The sequence below is a fragment of the Pontibacter sp. LHS2 genome, from assembly GCF_058932845.1.
The window spans coordinates 583,740-609,347 of record NZ_JBZYWG010000001.1 but is presented as its reverse complement, the minus strand read 5'-3'; the positions used below and the strand labels follow the sequence as shown (position 1 = coordinate 609,347).

The 25,608-nt window shown below is 51.7% G+C and carries 21 protein-coding genes; 19 read left to right on the top strand and 2 right to left on the bottom strand.

Annotation, left to right across the window (positions count from 1 at the left end):
* Genes AC5FX6_RS02615 through AC5FX6_RS02605 form a run of 3 tightly spaced genes read left to right on the top strand, consistent with a single transcriptional unit; the run spans position 1 to position 3,983 of the window.
* On the top strand, positions 1-1,002 hold the full coding sequence (locus AC5FX6_RS02615) for a 4-hydroxyproline epimerase (protein WP_493595472.1): 1,002 nt from the start codon (positions 1-3) through the stop codon (positions 1,000-1,002).
* Between the two features lies 1 nt (position 1,003).
* Positions 1,004-2,269, top strand: a complete 1,266-nt coding sequence (locus AC5FX6_RS02610) for an NAD(P)/FAD-dependent oxidoreductase (protein ID WP_493595471.1) — start codon at positions 1,004-1,006, stop codon at positions 2,267-2,269.
* A gap of 55 nt (positions 2,270-2,324) precedes the next feature.
* The gene (locus AC5FX6_RS02605; protein WP_493595470.1) at positions 2,325-3,983 is read left to right on the top strand and encodes a M1 family metallopeptidase; all 1,659 of its coding nucleotides are present in this window, start codon (positions 2,325-2,327) and stop codon (positions 3,981-3,983) included.
* A 235-nt stretch (positions 3,984-4,218) separates the two neighbouring features.
* Here AC5FX6_RS02605 and AC5FX6_RS02600 read toward each other — a convergent pair whose 3' ends face one another.
* On the bottom strand, positions 4,219-5,328 hold the full coding sequence (locus tag AC5FX6_RS02600; RefSeq protein ID WP_493595469.1) for a hypothetical protein: 1,110 nt from the start codon (positions 5,326-5,328) through the stop codon (positions 4,219-4,221).
* A gap of 185 nt (positions 5,329-5,513) precedes the next feature.
* Between AC5FX6_RS02600 and AC5FX6_RS02595 the strand changes: the two genes are divergently transcribed.
* From AC5FX6_RS02595 to AC5FX6_RS02585, 3 genes are all read left to right on the top strand, one after another.
* Positions 5,514-6,035: a DUF2911 domain-containing protein gene (locus tag AC5FX6_RS02595; RefSeq protein ID WP_493595468.1), complete on the top strand. Its 522-nt coding sequence runs from the start codon at positions 5,514-5,516 to the stop codon at positions 6,033-6,035.
* 72 nt (positions 6,036-6,107) lie between these two features.
* Positions 6,108-6,932, top strand: coding sequence for a DUF4488 domain-containing protein (locus AC5FX6_RS02590; protein ID WP_493595467.1), 825 nt, complete (start codon positions 6,108-6,110; stop codon positions 6,930-6,932).
* Positions 6,933-7,011: 79 nt separating this feature from the next.
* A complete protein-coding gene (locus AC5FX6_RS02585) occupies positions 7,012-7,878 on the top strand; it encodes a restriction endonuclease (protein ID WP_493595466.1) in 867 nt (288 codons plus the stop codon).
* 64 nt (positions 7,879-7,942) lie between these two features.
* Here the strand turns inward: AC5FX6_RS02585 and ppsA are convergent, their stop codons facing one another.
* The gene (gene ppsA / locus AC5FX6_RS02580; protein ID WP_493595465.1) at positions 7,943-10,345 is read right to left on the bottom strand and encodes a phosphoenolpyruvate synthase; all 2,403 of its coding nucleotides are present in this window, start codon (positions 10,343-10,345) and stop codon (positions 7,943-7,945) included.
* Positions 10,346-10,654: 309 nt separating this feature from the next.
* Between ppsA and AC5FX6_RS02575 the strand changes: the two genes are divergently transcribed.
* The 13 genes from AC5FX6_RS02575 to nuoM all read left to right on the top strand — a co-directional run bounded on the left by AC5FX6_RS02575 (position 10,655) and on the right by nuoM (position 25,608).
* Positions 10,655-11,092, top strand: a complete 438-nt coding sequence (locus AC5FX6_RS02575) for a CBS domain-containing protein (RefSeq protein ID WP_493595464.1) — start codon at positions 10,655-10,657, stop codon at positions 11,090-11,092.
* Positions 11,093-11,125: 33 nt separating this feature from the next.
* Complete coding sequence (locus AC5FX6_RS02570; RefSeq protein WP_493595463.1) at positions 11,126-11,560, top strand: NADH-quinone oxidoreductase subunit A; 435 nt, start codon at positions 11,126-11,128, stop codon at positions 11,558-11,560.
* A gap of 106 nt (positions 11,561-11,666) precedes the next feature.
* Positions 11,667-12,305 (top strand): NADH-quinone oxidoreductase subunit B, encoded by a 639-nt coding sequence (locus tag AC5FX6_RS02565; RefSeq protein ID WP_299700340.1) that lies wholly within the window; start codon positions 11,667-11,669, stop codon positions 12,303-12,305.
* A gap of 576 nt (positions 12,306-12,881) precedes the next feature.
* On the top strand, positions 12,882-14,630 hold the full coding sequence (gene nuoC / locus AC5FX6_RS02560; protein ID WP_493595462.1) for an NADH-quinone oxidoreductase subunit C/D: 1,749 nt from the start codon (positions 12,882-12,884) through the stop codon (positions 14,628-14,630).
* A gap of 303 nt (positions 14,631-14,933) precedes the next feature.
* Complete coding sequence (gene nuoE, locus AC5FX6_RS02555; RefSeq protein WP_493595461.1) at positions 14,934-15,398, top strand: NADH-quinone oxidoreductase subunit NuoE; 465 nt, start codon at positions 14,934-14,936, stop codon at positions 15,396-15,398.
* A 19-nt stretch (positions 15,399-15,417) separates the two neighbouring features.
* Positions 15,418-16,719 (top strand): NADH-quinone oxidoreductase subunit NuoF, encoded by a 1,302-nt coding sequence (nuoF, locus tag AC5FX6_RS02550; RefSeq protein ID WP_493595460.1) that lies wholly within the window; start codon positions 15,418-15,420, stop codon positions 16,717-16,719.
* The gene (gene nuoG / locus AC5FX6_RS02545) at positions 16,701-19,436 is read left to right on the top strand and encodes an NADH-quinone oxidoreductase subunit NuoG (RefSeq protein WP_493595459.1); all 2,736 of its coding nucleotides are present in this window, start codon (positions 16,701-16,703) and stop codon (positions 19,434-19,436) included. The genes nuoF and nuoG overlap by 19 nt, the downstream gene beginning before the upstream one ends.
* Positions 19,406-20,383: an NADH-quinone oxidoreductase subunit NuoH gene (gene nuoH / locus AC5FX6_RS02540; RefSeq protein WP_493595458.1), complete on the top strand. Its 978-nt coding sequence runs from the start codon at positions 19,406-19,408 to the stop codon at positions 20,381-20,383. Before nuoG ends, nuoH begins: the two co-directional genes overlap by 31 nt.
* A 345-nt stretch (positions 20,384-20,728) precedes the next feature.
* The gene (gene nuoI, locus AC5FX6_RS02535) at positions 20,729-21,244 is read left to right on the top strand and encodes an NADH-quinone oxidoreductase subunit NuoI (protein ID WP_493595457.1); all 516 of its coding nucleotides are present in this window, start codon (positions 20,729-20,731) and stop codon (positions 21,242-21,244) included.
* A 3-nt stretch (positions 21,245-21,247) separates the two neighbouring features.
* Positions 21,248-21,808, top strand: coding sequence for an NADH-quinone oxidoreductase subunit J (gene nuoJ / locus AC5FX6_RS02530; protein WP_493595456.1), 561 nt, complete (start codon positions 21,248-21,250; stop codon positions 21,806-21,808).
* Between the two features lie 11 nt (positions 21,809-21,819).
* Positions 21,820-22,113 carry an NADH-quinone oxidoreductase subunit NuoK gene (gene nuoK / locus AC5FX6_RS02525; RefSeq protein WP_155800989.1) on the top strand — a complete coding sequence of 98 codons (294 nt, stop codon included), beginning with the start codon at positions 21,820-21,822 and terminating at the stop codon, positions 22,111-22,113.
* Positions 22,114-22,117: 4 nt separating this feature from the next.
* A complete protein-coding gene (gene nuoL, locus AC5FX6_RS02520; protein ID WP_493595455.1) occupies positions 22,118-24,004 on the top strand; it encodes an NADH-quinone oxidoreductase subunit L in 1,887 nt (628 codons plus the stop codon).
* Positions 24,001-25,608 (top strand): NADH-quinone oxidoreductase subunit M, encoded by a 1,608-nt coding sequence (nuoM, locus tag AC5FX6_RS02515; RefSeq protein WP_493595454.1) that lies wholly within the window; start codon positions 24,001-24,003, stop codon positions 25,606-25,608. Before nuoL ends, nuoM begins: the two co-directional genes overlap by 4 nt.

Here is a 25,608-nt window from a genome sequence, read left to right as displayed (position 1 = left end):
ATGGCACGAAAAACATTCTTTTGTGTAGACGCTCATACCTGCGGTAATCCAGTGCGGCTAGTGGCGGGCGGTGGACCTATTCTGCACGGTAACAACATGAGCGAAAAGCGCCAGCACTTCCTGCGCGACTTTGACTGGATCAGGCGTGGTCTTATGTTCGAACCACGAGGCCACGACATGATGTCGGGCAGTATACTCTATCCACCACACGACCCCGAAAACGACATCGCGGTACTCTACATTGAAACCAGTGGTTGCCTGCCCATGTGCGGACACGGTACCATCGGCACCGTCACGATTGCGCTGGAAGAAGGCCTGATCAAACCAAAAGCACCCGGTCAGCTGCGGCTCGAAACGCCTGCCGGTCTGGTGAAAGTGCGCTATACCCAGGAAGGCAACAAAGTAAAGACTGTGAAGCTGACGAACGTAGCCTCATACCTGGAAGCCGAGAATCTAAGGGTTGAATGTCCTGAACTGGGCGAGCTGCAGATCGACGTGGCCTATGGCGGTAACTTCTACGGTATCATTGACCCGCAGGAAAACTTCACAGGTATACAAGACTTCACAGCTGATAAGCTCATTGCCTGGAGCCGGGAGATACGCAAGCGTATGAACGAGCGCTATACCTTTGTGCATCCCGAAAACTCAACGATCAAAGGTCTCTCACACATTCTTTGGGCAGGTTCTCCTTTGCATGCAGGCTCCACAGCACGAAATGCCGTCTTCTACGGAGAAAAGGCCATTGACCGCTCTCCCTGCGGTACCGGTACTTCGGCCCGCATGGCCCAGTGGTATGCGAAGGGGCTGTTGAAGCCTGGGCAGGACTTCATACACGAAAGCTACATCGGCTCCATTTTCAAGGGCACGATTGAAGGCGAGACAAGCGTAGCCGGGAAACCGGCCATTTTACCAGGTATAGAAGGCTGGGCAATGGTTACCGGTCTGAACACTATTTTCCTGGATGACGAGGATCCCTATGTACACGGTTTTCAGGTGATCTGATATGAGCAAGGTAGTTATTGTTGGAGGTGGCATCATCGGCATGTTCACCGCCTATTATCTGGTTGAAGAAGGATTCGAGGTCACCATAATCGACAAAGGCGACATGCGCGACAACTGCAGCATTGGCAATGCCGGCATGCTCGTACCAAGTCACATCATACCACTGGCCTCCCCGGGGATCATCAGCAAGGGGCTCCGCTGGATGCTTTCTTCTACCAGTCCTTTTTACATCCACCCACGGCTGGACCGCAGACTACTGCAATGGTGCATGCTCTTTTACAGAGCCGCTACGCCGCAGCATGTAGCCAAAAGTATTCCTTACCTCAAGAACCTGAGTCTGCTGAGCAAAAACCTATACCTGGAAATGGCAGCACAGCATCCGGAAATCGACCTCAAGCAGAAGGGACTGCTGATGCTTTACAAAACCGAGGAAGGCGAACATGAAGAAAAAGAGTTTGCACTTCTTGCCCGGCAGCATGGGCTGGAAGCAGAGATCCTAGCACCCCAGGATGTACAGGCACTAGAGCCAAACATGCAACTGAATGTGAAAGGTGGGATCCTGTTCCCGGGAGATGCGCATCTGAATCCGGCGGCACTTGCCTCCTGTCTGCAACAGCACCTGCTGGCTAAGGGCGTGTCCATGGTTTCACACCTCAAAGTGCTGGATTTTGCTACAGTAGGCCGGCACGTCATGGCTGTGATCACTGACAAAGGCGACATTGCCCTGGATCACCTCGTTGTTTGCGCCGGATCCTGGTCAGGTGAGGTGGCCAGCAAACTACAGCTAAACCTGCCTATGCTGGGAGGTAAAGGCTACAGTTTCCTGGTGGACAACAATCCGGCCATTCAACTGCCCACCATCCTAACCGAGCAACGTGTGGCCGTGACGCCTTATGGCGACAAAGTACGCTTCGGCGGTACCATGGAAATCACACCGGCTAACACACACATCAACATGAGACGCGTGCAGGGTATCCATGACTCCATTTCGCACTACTACACTAATTTTAATTCCCTAATGCCGCAGAAAGAGGCTGTGTGGAGCGGACTTCGTCCTTGCTCACCAGATGGACTTCCCTATATCGGCTATACCCACCGCTGGAACAACGTGCTCTTCGGGACCGGTCACAGTATGATGGGCATTAGCCTGGCGCCTGCTACAGGCAAAGTATTGACAGAGCAACTGCTGCACCGAAAAGAAAGCGTACTAACCGACGCATTCTCTCCGGACAGGTATCACCAGGCAAGCTATCAGCTCTTGAAATAGTATGTCAAATTATTCAGATTTAACTATCTTTAATGGATAGTCAAAAATAAAACCTATGAAACTAGTTGCCCTACCTTTCAAGATCGCGCTTCCGGCTGCGTTCGTTTTGCTTTCGCTGGGTATGGATTCCGCCCAGGCACAGGCACCTAACTTTACCCGGCAAGATACCCTGCGGGGTTCCATCACACCGGAGCGGTCCTGGTGGGACCTGAACTACTACCACCTCGACATCAGCGTGAACCCCGCTGATAGCAGCATTCATGGCAAAAACACCATCCGTTACAAAGTGCTGGAGCCTTATCAGATCATGCAGATCGACTTGCAGCCCCCTATGCGCATGGAGAAGGTGCTGCAAAACGGAAAGCAGTTAAATGTAAGACAGGATGGCAATGCCTATTTTGTGCAGTTAGTGGAAGCGCAGCAAAAAGGTGAGCTAAATGAAGTCGTGGTTCATTATGGTGGCAAGCCTAAGGTTAGTGTCAATCCACCGTGGAGCGGAGGTATCACTTGGAAACGTGATGAACAAGGTAAACCCTTTATCGCCAGTTCAAATCAGGGTGACGGAGCCAGTCTTTGGTGGCCATGCAAAGACCACATGTACGACGAACCCGATAGCATGCTGATCAGTGTGGCGGTACCTAAAGATTTGACCAATGTATCAAACGGTAGACTGCGGGGCGTGGACAATAATCCCGACGGCACCCGAACCTTTCATTGGGCGGTGACCAACCCGATCAACAACTATGGTGTGAACATCAACATAGGTGACTATGTGCATTTTAGTGAGAAGTACCAGGGTGAGAAAGGCGTGCTGGATTGCGACTACTGGGTGATTAGCAATAACCTGGAGAAAGCCAAGGTGCAGTTCAAAGATGTGCGACGTACGCTGGATGCTTTTGAGCACTGGTTTGGCCCCTACCCTTTTTATGAAGACAGTTACAAACTCGTAGAAGCGCCCTACCTGGGTATGGAGCACCAGAGTTCGGTTACCTATGGCAATGGCTATGCAAACGGCTACCGTGGACGCGACCTGAGTGGCTCGGGCTGGGGTTTGAAGTTCGACTACATCATCATCCATGAAACGGGTCACGAGTGGTTTGCCAACAACATCACCTACAAGGACGTGGCCGATATGTGGATCCACGAGAGTTTCACTACCTACTCTGAGCCTTTGTTTGTGGAGTATCACTATGGCAAGCAGGCAGGCAGCGAATATGTGATCGGCATACGCCAGAACATCCGCAACGATCGCCCGATCATCGGCCACTATAATGTGAACAAGAGCGGCTCCGGTGATATGTATCCGAAAGGCGCCAACATGCTGCACACCCTGCGGCAGGTTGTAAATGATGACGAGAAATGGCGTGGCATCCTGCGCGGGCTCAACCGTGATTTCTACCACCAGACAGTGACGACGGAACAGATCGAAAACTACCTGTCGCAACATGCTGGTCGTGACCTGAGTCGTTTCTTCGATCAGTACCTGCGCGATACCCGCATACCTACGCTGGAGTACCGACTGGGAAAGAAGAAAATGACCTACCGTTGGGCTAATGCAGTAGATGGATTTGACATGCCCGTGAAGGTATACCTGAATGGACAAGAGCAGTGGTTGGAGCCAACCACTGACTGGAAAGAGATCAAGAAGGTTAAAGCTGGAACCAAACTCACCATTGACCCGAACTTCTATGTGCAGGAAGGAAAGGGAGTATAGAAGTTTAGGAGTTTAGGATTTACGAGTTAAATAGTTTGTTAATTATTAAATTAGAAGGCCTGCCAGAAATTTCTGGCAGGCCTTCTAATTTGAGTTTAATGACATTTTTGATTTTCTGTAAATGCATCCTTATTTTCATTTTGTTAAAATCAATGAGCTAATATCAGAATAGGGCAAAATTTAAAAAGTAAAGCTTATTAAACTCTTAAACTCTCTAATACCTAAACTCCTAAACTCACTTCACTCCCATTGCTTTCAACTCCTTCTCCATTCGCTGATTCCAGCGTTCCTGTGCAGCTTTGTCCAGGCCGTGACGGGTTTCGCTGTCGTATTGGTCCTGCAACTGGTTCATCTCACGGAACGACTCGATGAAGAGATACTGGATGTTGCTGTTGTAATCTGCTAGCGAGAGTTCTTCCGGTTTTATCTTTTGCTTGAAGCGCTCAGCCACCACTTTTACAATGTCAAAGTGCCGTTGCTCATGGTTGAGTCCATAAGGATCCTTCATATTCTCTTTTACCCAGGACGAGCTCTTGAGCACATATACCTTCATGTTCAGATTGAGATGAATGATGGCATCGCGCACCTCCGCCTGCCCTTCATAGGCAAAGCTTGGAAATACTGTAGCCGAAAAGCGGCTGGATCGGTTTATATCTGCCTTAAAGTCATTCCAGTTGAGTGGTCTGTTCGGATTGTAAAAAACAGTATCCAAGTCTGCAGGAGCATCATGGTCCGTAAAACTTATCTTGATCCCTTTTGCCAGCCTGGGATTCGTGTTGGCTTCGCGGTCCATCCAGGTGTTAAGGTAGCGTAGGGCTTCTACCAAGGACTGTCTCATGGCGGGTTCCGTCACTTCATTGCGGGTGGCGGGTCTTTCGTAACGTCCACCTCCTTTATACTGTAGCAGTGGCACAGTCTCCCCGTCCCGTTCTATCTCAAAAGACATGATCACCGAAATATTGCCAGCTACCCGACCCGATGCAGCAGGCGTTTCCTTTACCTGCAGCTCTTTCAGCCGGATAACAATGGGTCGCAGTGATTTGTCAGCAGGCAAGCTCTTTTGGATAAAAGAGCGCAATGCCGCTTGTCCCCCGCCCTGCAAATCGACGGGCTGTGGCTTGCCTGCTCCGCCTACTGGCAACAGATAAGCAACAGCTTTGCGGTCGGTCCGTTCGTCAACCAAGTCTGCGATGTAAAACTCTCGGGGCGTGAAAGGTAGCTTTTCTGCACGAAGCACCAGTGGCTCGGTATTATTGGCTATACTTGCTGCTTTTACGTAATAGAAAGCCAGCAATAGCACGGCCCCGATCAGGGATGCGTATAGTTTAGTTGCGTTGAATTTCATGATATGTTGAGGGTCTTGTAGTCCTGAGACTATACCTGTAACAGCAGTCCAACCTGCTTTCGTTCAGTTAGTCCAGGCGTGCTTTATTGATTAAAACGAGGACTGGATTAAACTATTTTTTTGCTAACCAGTCTATATTTTTAACTATCTTAGCCTAACCAATTAGGTAATTCTTTTATCTTATTATGAAAACTTCTTTTTATTTACGTCACTTATTAATCTTTACCCTGGTGTTGGCCCCATTGCTGACAATGGCGCAAAACGGCAACAGAAATAGCCGCCCGAGCCCGCCGGCCACCGCTTCCGCTAAAATTGGAGAAACCCTTGTCACCATAGATTATAGCAGTCCTGCTGTTAAGAACCGTAATATCTGGGGAGAGCTAGTGCCCTATGGCAGAGTATGGCGTGCCGGAGCAAATGAAGCCACTACGATTGAATTCAGTCAGGATGTGCTGGTAGAAGGTCGTCACCTGGCCAAAGGCAAGTACAGCCTCTATACCATACCCGGAGAAACTAACTGGACAGTGATCTTCAACAAAGCGACCGGCCAGTGGGGAACTGAATACGACGAGCGCCAAGATGCCCTCCGGGTAAATGTAAAGCCTCGCAGCATCAGCAAAATGCACGAGCGACTTACCTATCATGTGGTGCGCAACGGCATCCTAATGCGCTGGGAACATCTGGAGTTGCCTGTCAAGATAAAATAACCATCATCACTAAGCCGCCTATACCTGGTATAGCGCGGCTTTTTTTTGTGCTATACCTAAAACTATGCATCCATGATCAAGCTATCTAAAAACATTACCGTTTCCTGCCTAGGACTTCTGTTTCTTATAGGTTGCGCCGGCACAGACGCCACTACACCGTCAGATCAAACTGCTACTGCCAGCACCACTGCATCCGCTACTGCCAGTTCATCTGAACAAAACGCGAACAGCGTGCAGCAAGCTGCTGAACTGGAAGGCGCCTGGCGAACAACAGATGGACAAGGCAATGAAGTAGTGATGCTGGTACAGGATGGCTTTTTTACGATAGCCCGGTTTAATCAGCAAAGCAAGGAGTTCCTCGGCACCACAGGAGGCACTTATACTGTTTCCAACGGCAAGTTCAATATCCGCTCCGAGTTCAATACCCTGGACTCCACCCAAGTTGGCAAGTCAATCTCAGCAGATTACAAAGTCGAGAACAACCAGTGGACACTGGGCAAGGATGGCGTAGCAGATACCTGGAATCGCATTAACGAAAGCAATAGCAACTCCCCACTGGCAGGTACCTGGCGCATCACCGGGCGTGAGCAGGACGGCCAGATGAACACCATGCGCCCCGGCCCTCGCAAAACACTGAAAGTACTTTCCGGCACCCGTTTTCAGTGGATCGCTTTCAACTCAGAGACTGGTCAGTTTTCCGGCACAGGCGGGGGTACTTACACAGCTGAAAACGGTAAGTACACTGAAAATATCGAGTTCTTCTCGCGTGATAACAGCCGTGTGGGAATGTCGCTTAGCTTTAACTTTGAAGTGAAGGACGGCAACTGGCACCATTCCGGCCAAAGCAGCACCGGCAAGCCAGTGAACGAAATCTGGTCACGCATCTCCAAAGATTAATTTCAGCCAGGTATGGCAGGTATAAGTTGGATATCAATCATCCATTCCAGAAATTGAGTGCATACCTAAACCCCTCGTTATGGAGAATACGCTGGACCATCTGGTCGTGACAAAAGCTACAGGAGAGAAAGTACTGTTTTCGGTTGGCAAACTTAAACTCTCTCTTCGTAAATCAGGAGCCGATGAGCAGCAAACAGAAGAGGTTTTGCGTCAGCTGCAGCCCCAGCTTTACGAAGGCGTCTCAACCAAGAAAATCTACCGCATGGCCTTTGGTATACTCAAACGGCTATCGAGTACTGCTGCTGCCAGATATAGCCTGAAGCAAGGGATCATGCAACTAGGTCCCTCCGGTTTTCCGTTTGAGAAATTCGTGGCAGAGATACTCCGGGCGCAGGGTTATACCACAGACATCGGGGTTTTCGTGGATGGCCACTGCGTTCGACACGAAATTGATGTGATTGCTGTAAAAGACGGCAAGCGGGTGATGATCGAGTGTAAGTATCACAACCTGCACCGCAACAAATCTGATGTGAAGATACCGATGTACATTCACTCCCGCTTTAAGGACATTGAAAAGGTATGGCCCTCGGAACATGAATTTGAAGTGCGTTTTCATGGAGTATGGGTGATGACCAACACCCGCTTCACCGAAGACGCTATCCGCTATGCCACTTGCATGCAGATGCGGCTCATCGGATGGGATTATCCTGTCAAGGGCGGCTTGAAGGATATGGTGGATTCCTTTCACCTATACCCGCTCACTTGCCTGACTACCCTCACCAACTCCGAAAAACAGCGACTGCTGGACATGAAAATCGTGCTGTGCAGTGAGTTACTTCACGATCAGGAAGTATTGCACCGGGTAGGCTTGCGGGACGACCGTGCCAGGCGTGTCATGAAAGAAGTTGAGAATCTATGTAACGGGAAACATCCCAAACAGCAATAGCCGTATTCTATACCTCCTACATCAGCGGGCCACAGGTATGGAAGCGGAAGACTGAATGTTTTTTTTACTTCTTTTGCTTTTCGGCTTCCAGCATGTTTTCCAGCCCTTTAAAGAAAGCATCCGGATTAAAAGAGATGCTGTCAATACCATGCTCCACCAGAAAAGCAGCAAATGCAGGATAGTCGCTCGGGGCCTGGCCACACAGTCCTACCTTAGTGCCCGTCTTTTTGGCTTTTTGTAAGGTCATCACGATCAGTTGCTGCACAGCTTTGTCGAAGGGTGAAAAGATATCGCTGAGTAAACCAGAGTCCCGATCCGCACCCAGTGTGAGTTGCGTGAGGTCATTGGAGCCAATGGAAAAGCCATCGAAATGTTCAGCGAACTCTTCCGCCAACAAAGCATTGCTCGGGATTTCTACCATCACGTATACCTCCAGTCCGTTCTCACCTCGCTTCAGGCCATAGTCTGCCATCAGGTTGATTACTTTCTCGCCCTCTTCTATTGTGCGGCAAAACGGGATCATCAGCTTTACGTTAGTCAGTCCCATCTCTTCCCGCACCTTTATCATGGCTCGGCATTCCAGCTCAAAACCTTCCTGATACAGCTTGTGGTAGTAACGGGAAGCGCCCCGAAGTCCGATCATAGGGTTGGCCTCGTCAGGTTCAAACTGCTGGCCGCCCATTAAGTTGGCGTACTCATTTGATTTAAAATCGCTCATGCGCACGATCACATCTTTTGGGTAAAATGCCGCAGCAATGATACCCGTCGCCTCAGCTAACTTGTCTACAAAATAGTCTTCCTTATTAGGGTAATGGTGTGTAAGCTGTTCGATCTTTTCCCGGGCCTTATCATCCTCAAGCTTTTCAAAATGCTTGAGAGCCATCGGGTGGATCTGGATGGAGTTGTTGATGATAAACTCCATGCGCATCAGCCCTACGCCATCGTTAGGGAGAAATGAATACTTGAAAGCCTGCTCCGGGTCACCGAGTATCAGCATGGCCTTTGCCTGGGTTTTGCCAAGCTTGCTCATATCGGTCTTTTTCTCGTCCCACTCCAGTTTGCCCTCGTACACGTAGCCCGTTTCCCCTCCCGCTGTCGATACCGTAACCTCCTGCCCATCCTGAATTGTTTTGGTAGCATCGTCAGTGCCTAGCACGGCAACCGCGCCTACCTCCCGCGCCACGATGGCGGCATGGCTGGTTCGGCCACCTTGTTCGGTGATAATGGCACTGGCTTTTTTTAGAATAGGGTCCCAGTCGGGGTCTGTTTTTCGGGTGACGAGCACCTCGCCTTCCTGCAGTTTGTCACTCTCAGCAGGCGTGCGCAGCACACGTGCTATACCTGACACGATGCGGTTACTCAAGCCTATACCTGAACAAAGCACTTTGCCTTCTTCCTTTAAGGTATACTCTGTGAAAAAAGCTTCGTTTTTACGCTGACTCTGCACCGTTTCAGGGCGTGCCTGCACAATGAACAGGTCACCTGAAATACCGTCTTTGGCCCACTCTATATCCATGGCTTGTTGGTAGTGTTCCTCAATGCGCTTGCCCCATTTGGCCAGTTGTATCACTTCCTCGTCCGTCAGCGTAAACTGCTCCTGCTTTTCTGCGGGGGTATCCAGATTCACAATTGCATCCGCCGGACTCTGCAGTTCATCTTCAGACTTTTCAGCGTAAATCATAGTCTTGGCTTTACTTCCCAACTTACGTGAGATGATTGGTTGCTTTGCTTTGTCAAGCATTGGTTTGAATACCACAAACTCATCCGTGTTCACGGCTCCCTGCACTACATTCTCTCCCAAGCCCCAGGAGCCGGAGATCACCACAGCATTCTCAAACCCGGTATCCGGATCGAGTGTGAACATAACTCCCGAGCAGGCCTTATCGGACCTCACCATGGTTTGTACACCGACAGATAGCGCTACCTGCATGTGCTCAAACGCATTGTCGACCCGATACTTGATGACCCGATCCGTGAACAAAGAGGCATAGCTGTAGTGGCAGGCTTTGAAGAGGTTGTTGAGTCCGCTTACGTTCAGGTAGGTTTCCAACTGACCTGCAAAACTGGCGGTTGGCAGGTCCTCGGCAGTGGCACTGCTGCGCACGGCTAGCGAGATATCCTCCCCGTATTCTGACTTCAGATAGGTATAGCCTTTCTCAATCTCTTGAAGGACCTCGTCTGGGAAACGGGCATTCAGGATAAGCTCCCGCGCCTGTTTACCGACCTCAGACAGGTTATTAAAATTCTCTGTATCCAAACTATCCAGAATATCAGTCAGCCGTTGTTTCAAATCATTCTGCTCCAGAAAATGCCAATAAGCAGCTGAGGTGGTAGCGTAGCCATCTGGCACCCTTATCCCTTCTGGATTAAGTTGGTTATACATCTCACCGAGGGAGGCGTTTTTTCCTCCTACCTTGCTCAGGTCCTTATAACTAATGTCTTTAAAATGCTTGATATACAGTTCCATGGCTGGCTGATTTGGTAAACAGATGGGGCAGAGTGAATTTACAGAAAGACTTCCTATTCAATAACGCGAGCCCATCTGATTGGTTTATAATTACTTACAAATACATCTTGCATAAATACCAGAGAATTTGCAGCTATACTTACTGCCTTATAAGTCATAACATCAGTTCAAGGAAACACTGTTTTGATAGCTTAATGATATATTTATAATATTTTTAAGTAATTTTTACATAATTCATTGCCCTATTTCAAAATAACTCGTATAACATCCTAACATTCAGGCATATATTACAACAATACAGGAGGTTTTATGGGAACAGTTAGGCATATTCTCCAGAAAAAAGGCAATAAAGTAATTTCTGTTGCCCCTACCAGTACCGTGTACAGTGCACTCGAGACGATGGTGGAGCAGAACGTGGGAGCACTGATTGTCATGGACCAGGGCAAGTTTGCCGGTATATTCACAGAGCGTGACTACGCCCGCAAAGTCATCCTGAAAGGGAAAGCCTCCCGTGATACCCTGGTACAGGAGATCATGAGCGAACACCCTGTCACTGTCACGCAAGATACTACCCTGGAACAGTGCATGGCACTCATGACACAGAAATACATCCGACACTTACCTGTGTTTGAAGACCAGCAACTGATCGGATTGGTATCCATTGGTGACATTGTAAAATGTATGATGGATGAACAAAAATGCATTATCGAGGATCTCGAACACTATATAACCGGGCACCACGAGTAAGTAGCCCGGATATCATCAAATTAGGAGAAAACCATGCAGGAAACAGCCGAATCCACCACACTACTGTGGCCATTAGTGATCTATGGTGCCATTGTGCTAAGTCTGGTATTGCTGATACTGGGCCTTTCCTTTGTATTGGGCCAGCGCGGACATGGCCGTGCGATGGGTGAGCCTTATGAAGGTGGCATTGTGAGTGCAGGCGGTGCCCGTATCCGTTTCTCCTCTCAGTTTTACATGGTCGCCATGATGTTTGTGATTTTCGACGTGGAAACCATTTTTATATTCTCATGGGCCATTGCTTTCCCTGAACTGGGTTGGTATGGCTATATCGGCGTGCTTGTCTTTATCTTGATGTTGGTTGTGGTGCTGGTTTATGAGTGGCGCAACGGCGCATTGGACTTTGGTCCGGATGGCAAGAAAATTCTGGCCGCTTACAAGCGCATGATGCAGCAGCCAAGCCTGAATTGATGGAGTGACGGATATTCCCTTGTCGGTAGTCTATTTTCGGGTAGCTATACCTAGAACATTGCTCTCAAACAAGCTTATTACAATTGCTATACAAACACCCTACGATATGAAATGGTGGTTAAGCAAACCGGACGAGCCGGCCAATGCCGTTACAGGCACCAGCTCCTACGAAGAGACTGTGCAGCAGAGCATCATGCTCACTACGCTGCAGGACCTGATCGGCTGGGGCCGCAAGAATTCTATGTGGCCGTTCCACTTCGGTCTGAGCTGTTGCTTTGTAGAAATGGCCACCAGCATGACCCCCAAATACGACGTAGCCCGATTCGGGGCAGAAGTAATACGTGGCACGCCAAGAGAAGCCGACGTGATGATCATCGCCGGTACGGTCTTCATCAAAATGGCCCCTATCATCAAGCGCCTGCACGAACAGATGATGGAACCGAAATGGGTGATCTCGATGGGTTCCTGCGCCAACTCCGGCGGCATGTACGACATTTACAGCGTGGTGCAGGGCGTCGATAAATTCCTGCCAGTAGATGTTTACGTCCCCGGCTGCCCCCCAAGACCAGACGCCTTCATGGAAGGCTTGATGCTACTAGCTGACCGCGTTGGAAAAGAAAGAAGACCTCTGAGTTGGACAATAGGTGAGCAAGGGGTCATCAGGCCTGAAAAAATAGAAGTGAAAGCAGGTAAGAAAGAACGCTGGAGCCAGATGAATGAGTTTAGGTCGCCGGATGAAATTTGATTTAGTTAAGAGTTTAAAGTTATGAGTTTAAAGTTGGGGGTGTATGAACAGGTTATGACCTGAATGGATTGTGCGAGAGTTATTTGTCTGAAACTTTATATAGGCCCCCTACCCTAAGGATTTTTAGGATTAGAGGATTAACAGGATTCTCGTGCACGATTGACATCCCCCTGCCCCCTTCGAAGGGGGACTTTGGGCCATTGCCAGGTATTGGGTTTTAAGCTTTTAGTTTATTAGTATTTGCATTGAAACAAACAATCACTGGCACGCACATTGCCAGCTTACTGGTACTCAAGCTACGGAGTGAAGACATCAGCCAGGTGCACTTTTTGACACTCCACTGTTTGAGCGTTCAGCGAGTTTGGAGGGTCTTGACTTTTTTGCCTACTTTTTGTGTCAAGACAAAAAGTAGGGCCCGCCCGGCCAGGGCAAGCTAAAAAGCAATGCAGGTTGCCATAAGCAAGAGCATTTGCTAAGAATAGCAAAATAGAGACATAGGTATAACTATCAACTTAGCATAAAAAGAAAGAGAGTACATGAGTTAACCCTAACATCAACTTCTTACGGCCTCCTCCCATGAACAACAACAGCGGCATACTGGAGCAACTCAAGTCGCGGTACGGCGAAGACACGTTCAAGCCTCAGACCACCAAGGATGACATCCTCACCCTCTGGCTGCCTGTGGACCATGTGCCGGAAGTGCTCAAATTCCTCAAGCACGATCTTCCGCAACCCTTCCTCCTCCTCTTCGACCTGACGGCAATTGACGAACGCACCCGCAAACCCGAGAACGGCCACATACCTTACAGCTTCACGCTCATTTACCACCTATTTTCTTTTGAGCGCAACACCTTTATCAGACTAAAAGCCGGACTTCGGGAAGATTTCCCGAAAGCGCCCAGCATCAGCGGACTCTGGCAGAACGCCAACTGGTACGAGCGCGAAGTATACGACATGTTCGGCATCCGCTTCGAAGGCCACCCGCACCTTTCCCGCATCCTGATGCCCCGCACTTGGGTAGGCCATCCGCTTCGCAAAGAGCATCCGGCCCGTGCCACAGAGATGGGTCCTTTCCAACTGTATGATGACAAAATAGACCTCGAGCAATCCGCTTTGCAGTTCAAGCCCGAAGAATGGGGACTGGCAAAGCAGAGCGACGACAGCGACTTCATGTTCCTCAACATCGGTCCGCAACACCCCGGCACGCACGGCGTTTTGCGCATCATCCTTCAGCTCGACGGCGAAGACATAGTGGACGCTATACCTGACATTGGCTTCCACCACCGCGGTGCCGAAAAAATGGGTGAACGCCAATCGTGGCATACCTACATCCCCTATACCGACCGCGTCGATTATCTGGGCGGCGTGATGAACAACCTTGCTTATTTGCAGGCCGTGGAGCAACTCGCAGGTATAGAAGTGCCGGAACGCGTGAAGTATATCCGGGTCATGTTGTGCGAACTCTTCCGCATTGCGAGTCACTTGGTATGGTACGGTACCTTCGCGCAGGATGTGGGGCAACTCTCGCCGGTGTTCTACATGTTCACTGACCGCGAAAAGATATTCGACATCATCGAAGGGATTTGCGGCGGCCGCATGCACCCGAACTGGTTCCGCATCGGCGGCGTGGCGCAGGACCTGCCCAAAGGCTGGGAACAGCTCGTGCAGCGCTTTATCGACTACTTTCCGAAGCGCATCAAGGAATACGACAACATGGTGATGAAGAACAGTCTCTTCAAAGCCCGCACGGTAGGTATAGGAATCTTCACTAAGGAAGAAGCAATAGAATGGGGCGTGACCGGACCAAACCTGCGTGCCTGTGGTTTTGAGTGGGACTTCCGCAAAATGCGCCCTTACTCCGGTTACGAAATGTTCGACTTCGAAGTGCCTACCGCCACCAACGGCGACTGTTATGATCGGGCCGTGGTGCGGATAGCTGAAATGCGCCAGAGTCTGCGCATCATCGAGCAATGCGTGAAAAACATGCCGGCCGGTCCTTATAAGTCCGACCATGCCATTACCACGCCGCCCATTAAGCAAAACACCATGCACGATATCGAAACGCTGATCACGCACTTTCTAGGCGTGACGTGGGGACCGGTGATACCGCCGGGTGAAGCCATGAGCTGCATCGAAGCGACCAAAGGAGCAAACGGCTACTATCTGACCAGTGACGGGAACACTTCCCCTTACCGGGTACGTATCCGCACTCCCTCGTTCCCGCACATGCAAATGCTCCCCTACATTACCCGCGGCTATACCGTAGCGGATTTGCTGTCGATACTGGGCGCGATGGATTATGTGCTGGCAGACATTGATAGGTGAGTTGAGTTTAGGAGTTGGGGAGTTTGAGAGTTTAGGAATTAAAAATTATATAGTTATACCTGTAGGGACAGGTCGCGACCTGTCCGAATCGTGCACCAATTTATCTGTCAGAATCAGGATTACGGAGATTAAAAAGGATTCTCAGGATTAATAATGCTTACGGCCATTGGTAGCTTCTCAACAGCTAAAAAGCTTGAACTAATAACAATAATGAAATAAGAATTTTAAAGAAGTCTAATTCAATCTTGTGTATCCTTTTTAATTCTAAAAATCCTGATTCAGACAATTTAACCATTTAATCCCATGCTGACCACCGAAGAAAAACACAAAATCGACCACGAAATCAGCTTGGTGCCTTCTGCAAAGAATGCCTGTATCGAAGCGCTGAAAATCGTGCAGCAAAGTCATGGTTGGGTTTCAGACGAGAGCCTGAAAGATGTGGCGGATTATGTGGGGATGTCACCGGCGGAGCTCGACAGCGTAGCGACTTTCTACAACCTGATTTTCCGCAGACCGGTGGGGCGGCATGTGATTCTGGTGTGCGACAGTATCAGTTGCTGGGTGATGGGCTACGAAGGTATACGCGACCGCCTATACGAAATACTCAACATCAAATACGGCCAGACCACTGAAGACGGACGCTTTACATTGCTCCCCAATTGCTGCCTCGGCACCTGCGACCGTGCCCCGGCCCTTATGATTGACAACGATTTGTACCGTGACCTGACGGTGGAACAACTGGACGAGATTCTGGAAAAGTATACCTAAAACCCAAGCGGGCATACCCATGGAGAAGCCCCTGACCCAACACATTGTCCCCGGACGCGCACCTCTCTCGCTCAAAGAGTACGAGAAAGTGGGCGGCTACCAGTCTGTGCGCAAAATCCTGAAAGAAATGTCACCCGCCGACGTGCAGGCCTTAGTCAAAGCCTCCGACCTGCGGGGCCGCGGCGGAGCGGGCTTCAATACCGGCCTGAAGTGGAGCTTCGTGCCGATGGGACCCGAAGCGGCCAAACCGAAATACCTCGTGGCCAACGCCGACGAAATGGAGCCCGGCACCTTTAAGGACCGCGTGCTTTTGGAAGGCAATCCCCACCAGTTGATAGAAGGGATGATTGTGGCATCCTACGCCATCGACGCGAGCATTTCCTACATCTTCATGCGCTGGGCCTACAAGGTGGCGGCACGGGAAATTATCAAAGCCCTCGACGAAGCCTACGAAGCGGGCTATCTGGGTGAGAACATTCTGGGTTCGGGCTTCAGTCTGGACATGCACCTGCACACCGGCGTAGGCCGCTATATGTGCGGCGAAGAAACCGCCTTGCTCAATGCCCTCGAAGGCAAACGGGCCAACCCACGGGCCAAACCGCCTTTCCCGCAGGTGAGCGGTCTGTTTGGCAAACCGACCATCGTGAACAATGTGGAGACGCTCTGCTGTCTGCCGCACATCATTAACAACGGCGCCGAGTGGTTCAAAGGCCTGAGTAAAACCGGTGACGCCGGCACCAAACTCTACGGCATCAGCGGTCGCGTGAAAACGCCCGGTTGCTGGGAACTGCCAATGGGCACCACCATCCGCGAACTGGTTGAAGAGCACGGTGGTGGCATGCAGGATGGCTACCTCTTCAAAGGCCTTTTGCCGGGCGGCGCTTCCACGGATTTTCTGGTGGAAGAGCACATGGATGTGCCCATGGATTATACTTCCATTCAGGCAGCCGGCAGTCGCATGGGTACGGGAACCATGATTATTCTCGATGACCAGACTTGTCCGGTGGGTTTCGTGCACAACCTGCAGCATTTCTTCGCGCAGGAGTCCTGTGGTTTCTGTACGCCTTGCCGCGAAGGCTTGCCTTGGGTGGAGAAAATTCTCTTGGCCATCGACCGGGGTGAAGGCAAACCCGAACACCTCCTCACACTCGACTTTCATACCAAATACCTCGGCCCCGGCAATACGTTTTGTGCCCTCGCACCCGGCGCCATGGAACCCCTGCAGAGCGCTCTGAAATACTTCAGAGAAGATTTTGAACGACACATTCACGAACAACACTGTCCTTGGAGCAAAGCAAAAGTATGGCAACCATCTATATAGACGACAAACCTTACGAAGTACCTACAGGCAAAAACCTGTTGGAAGCCTGCCTCACCCTCGGCAAGGACCTCCCCTACTTTTGTTGGCACCCGGCCATGGGCTCCATCGGTGCCTGTCGTCAGTGCGCCGTCAAGGTATACAAGGACGAAAACGACACCAAGGGCAAACTCTTTATGTCGTGTATGGAACAGGTGCGTGACGGCATGCGCATCTCCATTGCCGACATGGAAGCCAAGGAATTCCGGGCGCATGTCATTGGCTGGCTGATGACCAACCACCCGCACGACTGTGCCGTGTGCGACGAAGGCGGCTCCTGTCACCTGCAGGATATGACCGTGATGACGGGCCACAACTACCGGGCTTATCGCTTCGACAAGCGTACCTACATCAACCAGTACCTCGGCCCCTTCATCAACCACGAAATGAACCGCTGCATACAGTGCTACCGCTGCGTGCGCTACTATAAAGACTACGCCGGCGGCAAGGATTTGGACGTGTTCGCCGCCCACAATCACCTCTATTTTGGTCGCCACGAAGAGGGTGTTTTGGAGAGTGAGTTCAGTGGCAACTTGGTAGAAGTATGCCCGACCGGCGTGTTTACTGACAAGACCCTGAAGCAACACTATACCCGCAAATGGGACCTCACCATGGCACCCTCCGTTTGCCACCACTGTAGCCTTGGTTGCAACATTTCGGCAGGCGAACGTTACGGCACTCTGCGCAACATCACCAACCGATATAACGGCGAAGTGAACGGCTACTTCCTCTGTGACCGCGGCCGTTTCGGCTACGAGCACGTGAACCACGTAGGCCGCATCCGCAAGCCGCTGGTGCGGGCGAAACTCCCCGAAGCCACAGACAAATTAACCGCTCTGCAAGCAGCCGCAGCGGCATTCCGAACCGGCAGTGTGATAGGCATCGGTTCACCACGGGCTTCGCTGGAGTCGAACTTCATGCTCAAGACACTAGTGGGTGATGATAACTTCCATCACGGCGTTTCCGACACCGAGCACGATTTGGTGGATTTGGCATTGAAGATTCTGAAAGAAGGCGCTGCCCCTACTCCATCGCTGCTGGAAGTGGAGCAAGCCGACGCGGTGTTTATACTTGGAGAAGATTTAATCAACACCGCTCCCATGCTGGCACTGGCCGTGCGGCAATCGGTGCGCAGGCAACCGTCGCTCGAGCATATATCCAAAGCTAACATACCCGTGTGGCAGGACGCTGCGGTGCGGGAACTCATGCAGGACGAAATGGGCCCGCTCTTCATCGCCACCATCCACGACACCAAACTCGACGAAATCGCCACCCATACCTACAACGATTCCCCGGACGCCATAGCGCGATTGGGCTTTGCGGTGGCAAACTTTATCCATGCCGATTTCCCGGAAGTGCAAGGGTTGAACGAAGATGAACTGCAGCTGGCGCGTCAGATTGCTGATACCCTGATGGCTGCGAAAAAACCACTTGTGATTTCCGGTACGCATTGCTGCAGCGAACGGGTACTGATGGCCACCGCCAACATCGCCAATGCGCTGGCGGCTAAAGAAAAAGAAGCGGGCATTGTGCTCACTCTACCAGAATGCAACAGCATGGGTTTAGCCATGCTCGGCGGCCATAGACTAGAATCAGCATTCGAAGCGGTGCTCAATGGCTATGCCGATACGGTTATCATTCTCGAAAACGACCTCTACCGACGAGCCAATGCAGGTATGGTGACCAACTTCCTGAAGACCGCCAAGAACGTAATCGTGCTAGACCACCTGCACAACGCCACCACCGAAGAAGCCGAAGTCTTACTGGCAGCCGGCACTTTCGCCGAAGCCGATGGCACGCTCATTAACAACGAAGGCCGGGCGCAGCGCTTCTTTCAGGTATACCCGACTGGCGAAGACCTGCAGGAAAGCTGGCGCTGGCTGGGCGAACTGGGTACTTTGCTTGCCCACGACCGCATCAGTCACTGGCACGGCTTCGATGACGTGCTGCAGGCCATGGTGAAAGAAATGCCGGAGTTTAAGGGTGTAGACGCCGTAGCGCCGGGCACCGACTTCCGAATTGCCGGACAGAAAATACCACGTGCGCCCCACCGTTTCAGTGGCCGAACTGCCATGCTGGCCAACATTAACGTGAACGAGCCCAAACCGCCGGTTGACCCCGACGCGCCGCTTTCCTATACCATGGAAGGCTACCGCGGACAGCCACCATCTTCGATGATTCCATTTTTCTGGGCTCCGGGCTGGAACTCGGCGCAGGCCACCAACAAGTACCAACAGGAAGTGGGCGGAAATCTAAAAGGCGGTGACCCTGGTTTGCGCTTAATCAAGCCGGACACCAACCATACCGCACCCTATACCCAGACGGTGCCGCAGAAATTCCAGCCGCTGGAAGGCCACCTTTACATGCTGCCGCTTCACCACATTTTCGGTTCCGAAGAGCTTAGTATGCACTCCCCGCCCATCGTGGAGCGGGCGCCGGAGCCTTATGTGTTGCTCAACGAAGAAGACGCCATTCAGATGAAACTGCAGGAAGGCCAGAGCCTGAGTTTCACCATCGAAGGGCAGGTATACCAGCTGCCTGTAAAAATAAGTCCGATTATCCGCAGCGGCACCGCAGGTATGCCCGCCGGATTGCCGGGTATACCTTATGCCGAACTGCCTGCGTGGGCCATACTTAACCGAGAACTCAAATGGAAACAGCAACCCCAAACTACTTACTGATTATCGGCGGCGTGCTCTTCGTCATGCTCAACGTGGCGGCACTGCTTATCTGGGTCGAGCGACGCGGTCTGGCTTTATTGCAGGACCGCTATGGTCCCAACCGCGCAGGGCCCTTCGGCTTGCTGATTGTGGCCGCAGACTCCATCAAGCTGTTCTTCAAACAGGACTGGATTCCGCCTTTCGCCGACAAACCCGTGTTCATATTGGCCCCGGCAATTGTGGTGGTCACGGTGCTGATGTCCTTTGTCGTGATCCCCTTCGCGCCGGGCATCGTGGTGGCCGACCTCAACATTGGTTTGCTGTTCTTCTTGGCGATGTCCTCGATGGGCGCTTACAGCATTATCCTCGGCGGATGGGCTTCGAATAACAAGTACAGTTTGCTGGGCGCCATGCGCGGCGCGGCACAAATGATTTCCTACGAAGTGTTTATGGGTCTGTCGCTGATGGGCGTGGTGGTACTGGCCGGCTCTTTCAACCTAAGTACCATAGTGGAAGCGCAGCGGGGACTCTGGTTTGTGGTGCCGCAGTTCATCGGCTTCATCATTTTCTTCATCGCAGGTATAGCCGAAACGCACCGCCTGCCTCTGGACATTCCAGAGTCTGAAAGCGAATTGATTGCCGGTTTTCACTCCGAGTATTCGGGTATGAAATTCGGCATGTTCTTCATCGGGGAATATATGGGGATCACGCTGATCTCCTGCATGATGGTGGTCCTGTTTTTCGGCGGTTGGCTTGGTCCTGATTTTCTACCGCCCATCGTGTGGTTCATCCTGAAAACGGCATTCTTCCTGATGATATTCATCTTGCTGCGCGCCTCTATGCCGAGACCAAGGTATGACCAATTGATGGAGTACGGCTGGAAGGTGTTGCTGCCGCTGACCTTGTTGAATCTGGTAGTGACTGCTGGGGTGGTGCTGTGGTTGAATGATGGGTTTGAGGGAGTTTAGGAGTTGGGGAGTTGGGGAGTTTGAGAGTTTAGGAGTTAGAAAGTTGAGAAATTGATAACACGAGATTGTCCCCTTGAGGGGACTATAGGGGTGTAAAGCCTGTTGAGAAGTACGTTTCTATTTGCTTAGCGTCCCGCAAGTGCGAGAGAAATAAGTCCCCCTTTGAAGGGGGCAGGGGGATGACAATCGTGCATGAATAACACCCCTATTGAACCTCGGTCGCAAGTTTCGAACTCGCGTTCTCACTTGTCCTCAAGGGGATAGTTATCGAGAATGAAACGACGATATCTTCAAGGATAGAGTGTCGCTGCAATTAAGAAATAGAAATAAACGAAAGGAGCACTTATGTTTAGTTTATTGCGCAGTATGTGGCTCACGTTTCTGCATGCGTTTCACAAGCGGGAAACCATCCAGTATCCGGAGCAAAAGGCCATCCTCCCAACCCGTTGGCGGGGCCGCATTGTGCTGTCACGCGACCCGGATGGTGGGGAGCGCTGTGTGGCCTGCAACCTCTGCGCCGCCGCCTGTCCCGTGGATTGCATCGCGCTGCAGGCCACCGAAGACCCGACCGGCCGGCGCTATCCCGAGTTCTTCCGCATTAACTTTTCGCGCTGCATTTTCTGCGGCTTCTGCGAAGACGCATGCCCGACTTACGCCATCCAGCTTATACCTGATTTTGAGATGGGCGAGTACAACCGCCAGAACCTCGTCTATGAAAAAGAAGACCTCCTCATCAACGGGCAAGGCAAGTACCACGGCTACAACTACTACAACGTAGCGGGCTTGGCCATCGGCGGAAAAGGCAAGGGCGAAGCCGAAAACGAATCCCCTCCAGTTGACATCAAAAGTTTACTCCCCTAGCCTATGGAAACCGCATTTTATATAGCCGCAACCGTCGCGGTGCTGGCCACCATCATGGTCATCACGCGCTACAACATGATTCATGCCCTGCTTTACCTCGTGGTGTCCTTTTTGGCCGTAGCCGTGGTGTTCATCACCATGGGAGCGCCCTTTATGGCAGCTCTTGAAGTCATCGTGTACGCCGGGGCCATTGTGGTGCTCATCATCTTCGTGATTATGATGTTGAGCCTCACCCGCGAAGATGTGGAACAAGAAAAAGCATGGCTCCAGCCTAAACTCTGGATGGGTCCTGCCCTGCTCTCTTTTGTCTTACTGGCAGAACTGGTATACCTATTGGTCATCGCCGAAATGCCAGCCGCGCCTGCCGTTGCCGGCAGCTACGTCGACGCCAAAGCCGTCGGTCTTGCTTTGTACGGCCCTTATGTGCTGGGCGTGCAGCTCTCCGGTATTCTGTTGATGGCAGGTATAGTTGGGGCCTACCACCTGGGCCGTCAGAAGAAAAAAGTCATCCACCGCTTTCTGCAGGAAAAGGAACCGCAAAAAGAAAGGAGCGCCGTTATATGACGACTATACCCATGGAGACCGGTTTGTTGTTGGCGGGCGTGCTGTTCATGCTCGGGCTTATCAGTGTGATGATTCGCCGCAACATCATTTTCATGCTCATTTCAGTGGAGATTATGCTGAATGCTGCCGGGCTGGCCTTTATCGTGGCGGGTAGTCACTGGGCGCAGCCGGACGGACAAATCATGTTCATCTTCATCCTGACGATGGCCGCCGCCGAAGTGTCGGTTGGTCTGGCGCTGATACTGCAGATTTATCACCAGCTGAAGACGCTCAACAGCGACGCGGCTAACTTTATGAAAGGATAACGCTATGGAAGAATTACTCTGGTTAATCCCTGCCCTGCCCTTTGCTGGTGCCCTCCTGCTGGTGCTCTTCGGCAACCGCATTTCGCGTGCGCTGGTCTCGGCCATCGGGGTCGGAAGCGTCGGGCTTTCAGCCGCCATCACGCTCGTGCTGGGCTTCGAGTACCTCAGTTCGCGACCGGCTTTTATCCGGCAGGAAGTATGGCAGTGGTTTGATGTGGCAGGCTTCAGTCCCTCCATCGCCTTCCACCTCGACGCCCTCTCGATGGTCTTCATTTTTGTCATCACCTTCGTCGGATTTCTAATTCACATCTACTCCACCGAGTACATGGCCGAAGACATGGATTACGCTCGTTTCTTCGCCTGCATGAACCTGTTTGTGGGCTCCATGCTCATGCTCGTGATGGCGGATAATTTGCTCCTGCTATACCTAGGCTGGGAAGGCGTGGGCCTCTGCTCCTACCTGCTGATCGGCTTTTGGTACAAGGAACCCGCCAATGGTTATGCTGCCCGCAAGGCCTTCATTATTACCCGCGTGGGCGACACGGCCATGGCGATTGGTTTGTTCATGCTCTTTCAGCATTTCGGCACCTTACACATACAGAGCATTTCCACGGAAGCAGCGCAGGTATGGAGTATCGGAAATGAAACAGCACTTATCATTGCCCTGCTCCTGCTAGGCGGTGCGGTAGGTAAATCAGGTCAGTTGCCACTGCAGACTTGGCTACCCGACGCGATGGCGGGTCCGACGCCGGTAAGTGCGCTCATACACGCCGCTACCATGGTGACAGCCGGCGTATACCTGGTGGCCCGCATGCACGTCATCTTCCAGCTTTCTCCCATAGCCATGATGGCCGTTGCTGCGATTGGTGCAGTCACGCTGCTTATTGCGGGCTTTGCGGCGCTCACACAGTATGATATCAAACGGGTACTCGCCTACTCCACCATCAGTCAGGTCGGCTACATGTTTTTGGCCTTGGGTGTTGGCGCTTGGTCGGCAGGTGTGTTCCACTTCATGATTCACGGTTTCTTCAAGGCATTGCTGTTCCTTTGTGCGGGGGCCATTATTCTGGCTTTACATCACGAACAGGACATGCGGAAAATGGGTGGCCTGAGCAAGAAACTGCCCGTCGTGTTCTATACTTTCCTGATAGGTGCAGCCTCGCTGGCGGCCGTCCCGCTGGTGTCGGCAGGCTTTTACAGCAAGGACCAGATTCTGTGGCTGCAATTGGCCGGTGAGAACGGCAACATCTGGCTATACCTGGCCGGTTTGCTGGGCGCTTTCATCACCTCTATCTATACTTTCCGAATGGTGTTCTTGACCTTCTTTGGTGAAGAGCGAACGCATGTCGGGCACAAACCAACCATGGCGATTACGGTGCCGCTGATTATACTGGCCGTGCTCTCTTTTGCCGGTGGTTTCATCGAGCTGCCGCACAATTTCGGGCATGTGGTGCTCTTCTCCGACTTCCTCGCTCCTATCCTGCCGGTTGTAAACGTGGTGCCGGATTTTACACAGTATGAATGGATGTTGCAATTGCTAGCGGCAGTGATATCACTGAGTGGCATTTTCATCGCCTACCTCTTCTACTACAAAAAGCCGGAGCTTATCGAGAACATTCACCGCTCCGAATTTGCCATGGCCATACACCGTTTCTGGCATTCGGGCTGGGGCTTTGACCAACTCTACGACGCGCTTTTTGTGCGGCCTTATGTATACCTGTCGAAGGTGAATAAAAACGACTTTATCGACTCCTTCTATACCTTCCTTGCCAACGTGACACAAGGGCTGCACCAGCTCTTTTCCACCACGCAAACCGGCATCATGCGCAATTACGTGGCGGGCATTGTAGTCGGCGCAATTATGATTCTAACCATAAGTCTACTGCTATGATACTGGTCTGGCTAATTGTGATACTGATGGCTGGCGGCGTGCTGGCTTGGATTTCCGGAAAAGTAAACCGTACACTCCCCCGCTGGGTGGCGCTGGGTTCGGTGGCCGCTGTTTTCGGGATAACGCTATACCTGTGGCTGAGCAATCCGGTTCCTGTTTTGGGCTCGGCCTGGCTTATACAGTTTACCCAGCCATGGATTCCGCAATGGGGCATTAGTTTTAGTCTGGCACTGGATGGCTTGAGTCTGCTCATGCTGCTGCTTACCTTTTTTATCGGGTTGCTGGCCGTTCTTATCTCGTGGCGGGAGATTCAGAACAAAGTCGGTTTCTTCCATTTCAATCTGCTGTGGGTGCTGGCAGGTATAACGGGCGTGTTCCTCACCATGGACCTCTTCCTTTTCTACTTTTTCTGGGAAGTCATGCTCATCCCGATGTACTTCCTCATAGGTATTTGGGGACACGAAAACCGCCGCTATGCCGCCTACAAATTCTTCATCTTCACGCAGGCTTCGGGTCTGCTCATGCTGCTGGCCATACTCGGACTTTACTTCATTCACGGTAACCAGACCGGCGTCTATACCTTCAGCTATTTCGAATTACTAAATACCACGCTGACTCCCGAAGCGGCACGCCTGCTGATGTTCGGTTTCCTGGCGGCCTTCTTAGTCAAGTTGCCTGTAGTTCCTTTCCACTCGTGGCTACCCGACGCGCACTCCGAAGCGCCAACTGCGGGCAGTGTGATTCTGGCAGGCCTGCTGCTTAAGACAGGTGCTTACGGCTTGCTCCGCTTCGTTCTGCCACTCTTCCCGACAGCCACCGTGGAGTTTGCGCCATGGGCCATGCTGCTAGGTGTAATCGGCATTATCTACGGGGCGATACTGGCCTTCTCCCAAACCGACCTCAAACGGTTGGTAGCCTATACCAGTGTGAGCCACATGGGTTTTGTGATTCTAGGCGTGTTTGCCTTCAACGAGTGGGCGCTACAGGGCGTGGTCATGCAGATGATTACGCACGGACTGAGCACGGGGGCCCTATTCATAATTGCCGGCTTCCTCTACGAGCGCCTCCATACCCGTGATATCCGGCAAATGGGCGGCTTCTGGTCTACGGCTCCTAAGATGGGCGTCATTGCGCTCATCTTCGTCATGGCATCGCTCGGCCTCCCTGGGTTGGGCAACTTCATCGCCGAATTCCTGACGCTTGTCGGTTCCTGGCAGGCCAACAATTGGCTGACGGTTTTCGCGACCATCGGCCTGGTGATGGCAACCATATACTCCCTGCGCATCATGCAGAAAATCTTCTTCGAAGCCAACCGCATGGAGCAACCTCTGGCTGACATGAACGCCCGCGAAATGCTGATTGCCTTACCCATGGTGGCGATGATTCTGTGGCTGGGCCTCTACCCACAGTCTATACTCGACACCGCCCGGCCTAGCATACAAGAACAGCTGCAGGCTTACACCGAACCGACAGTAGAAGAAGTACCCCTGGCAGGTGTGGTTGAAAAGAAAAAGGTGGCTATACCTGAAAAGGCAGTATTGACGGAAACACTTGGTGAAAAGAGTCCAAGAGCTATTCTCCCTACCTCCAAATCATCAAACTAA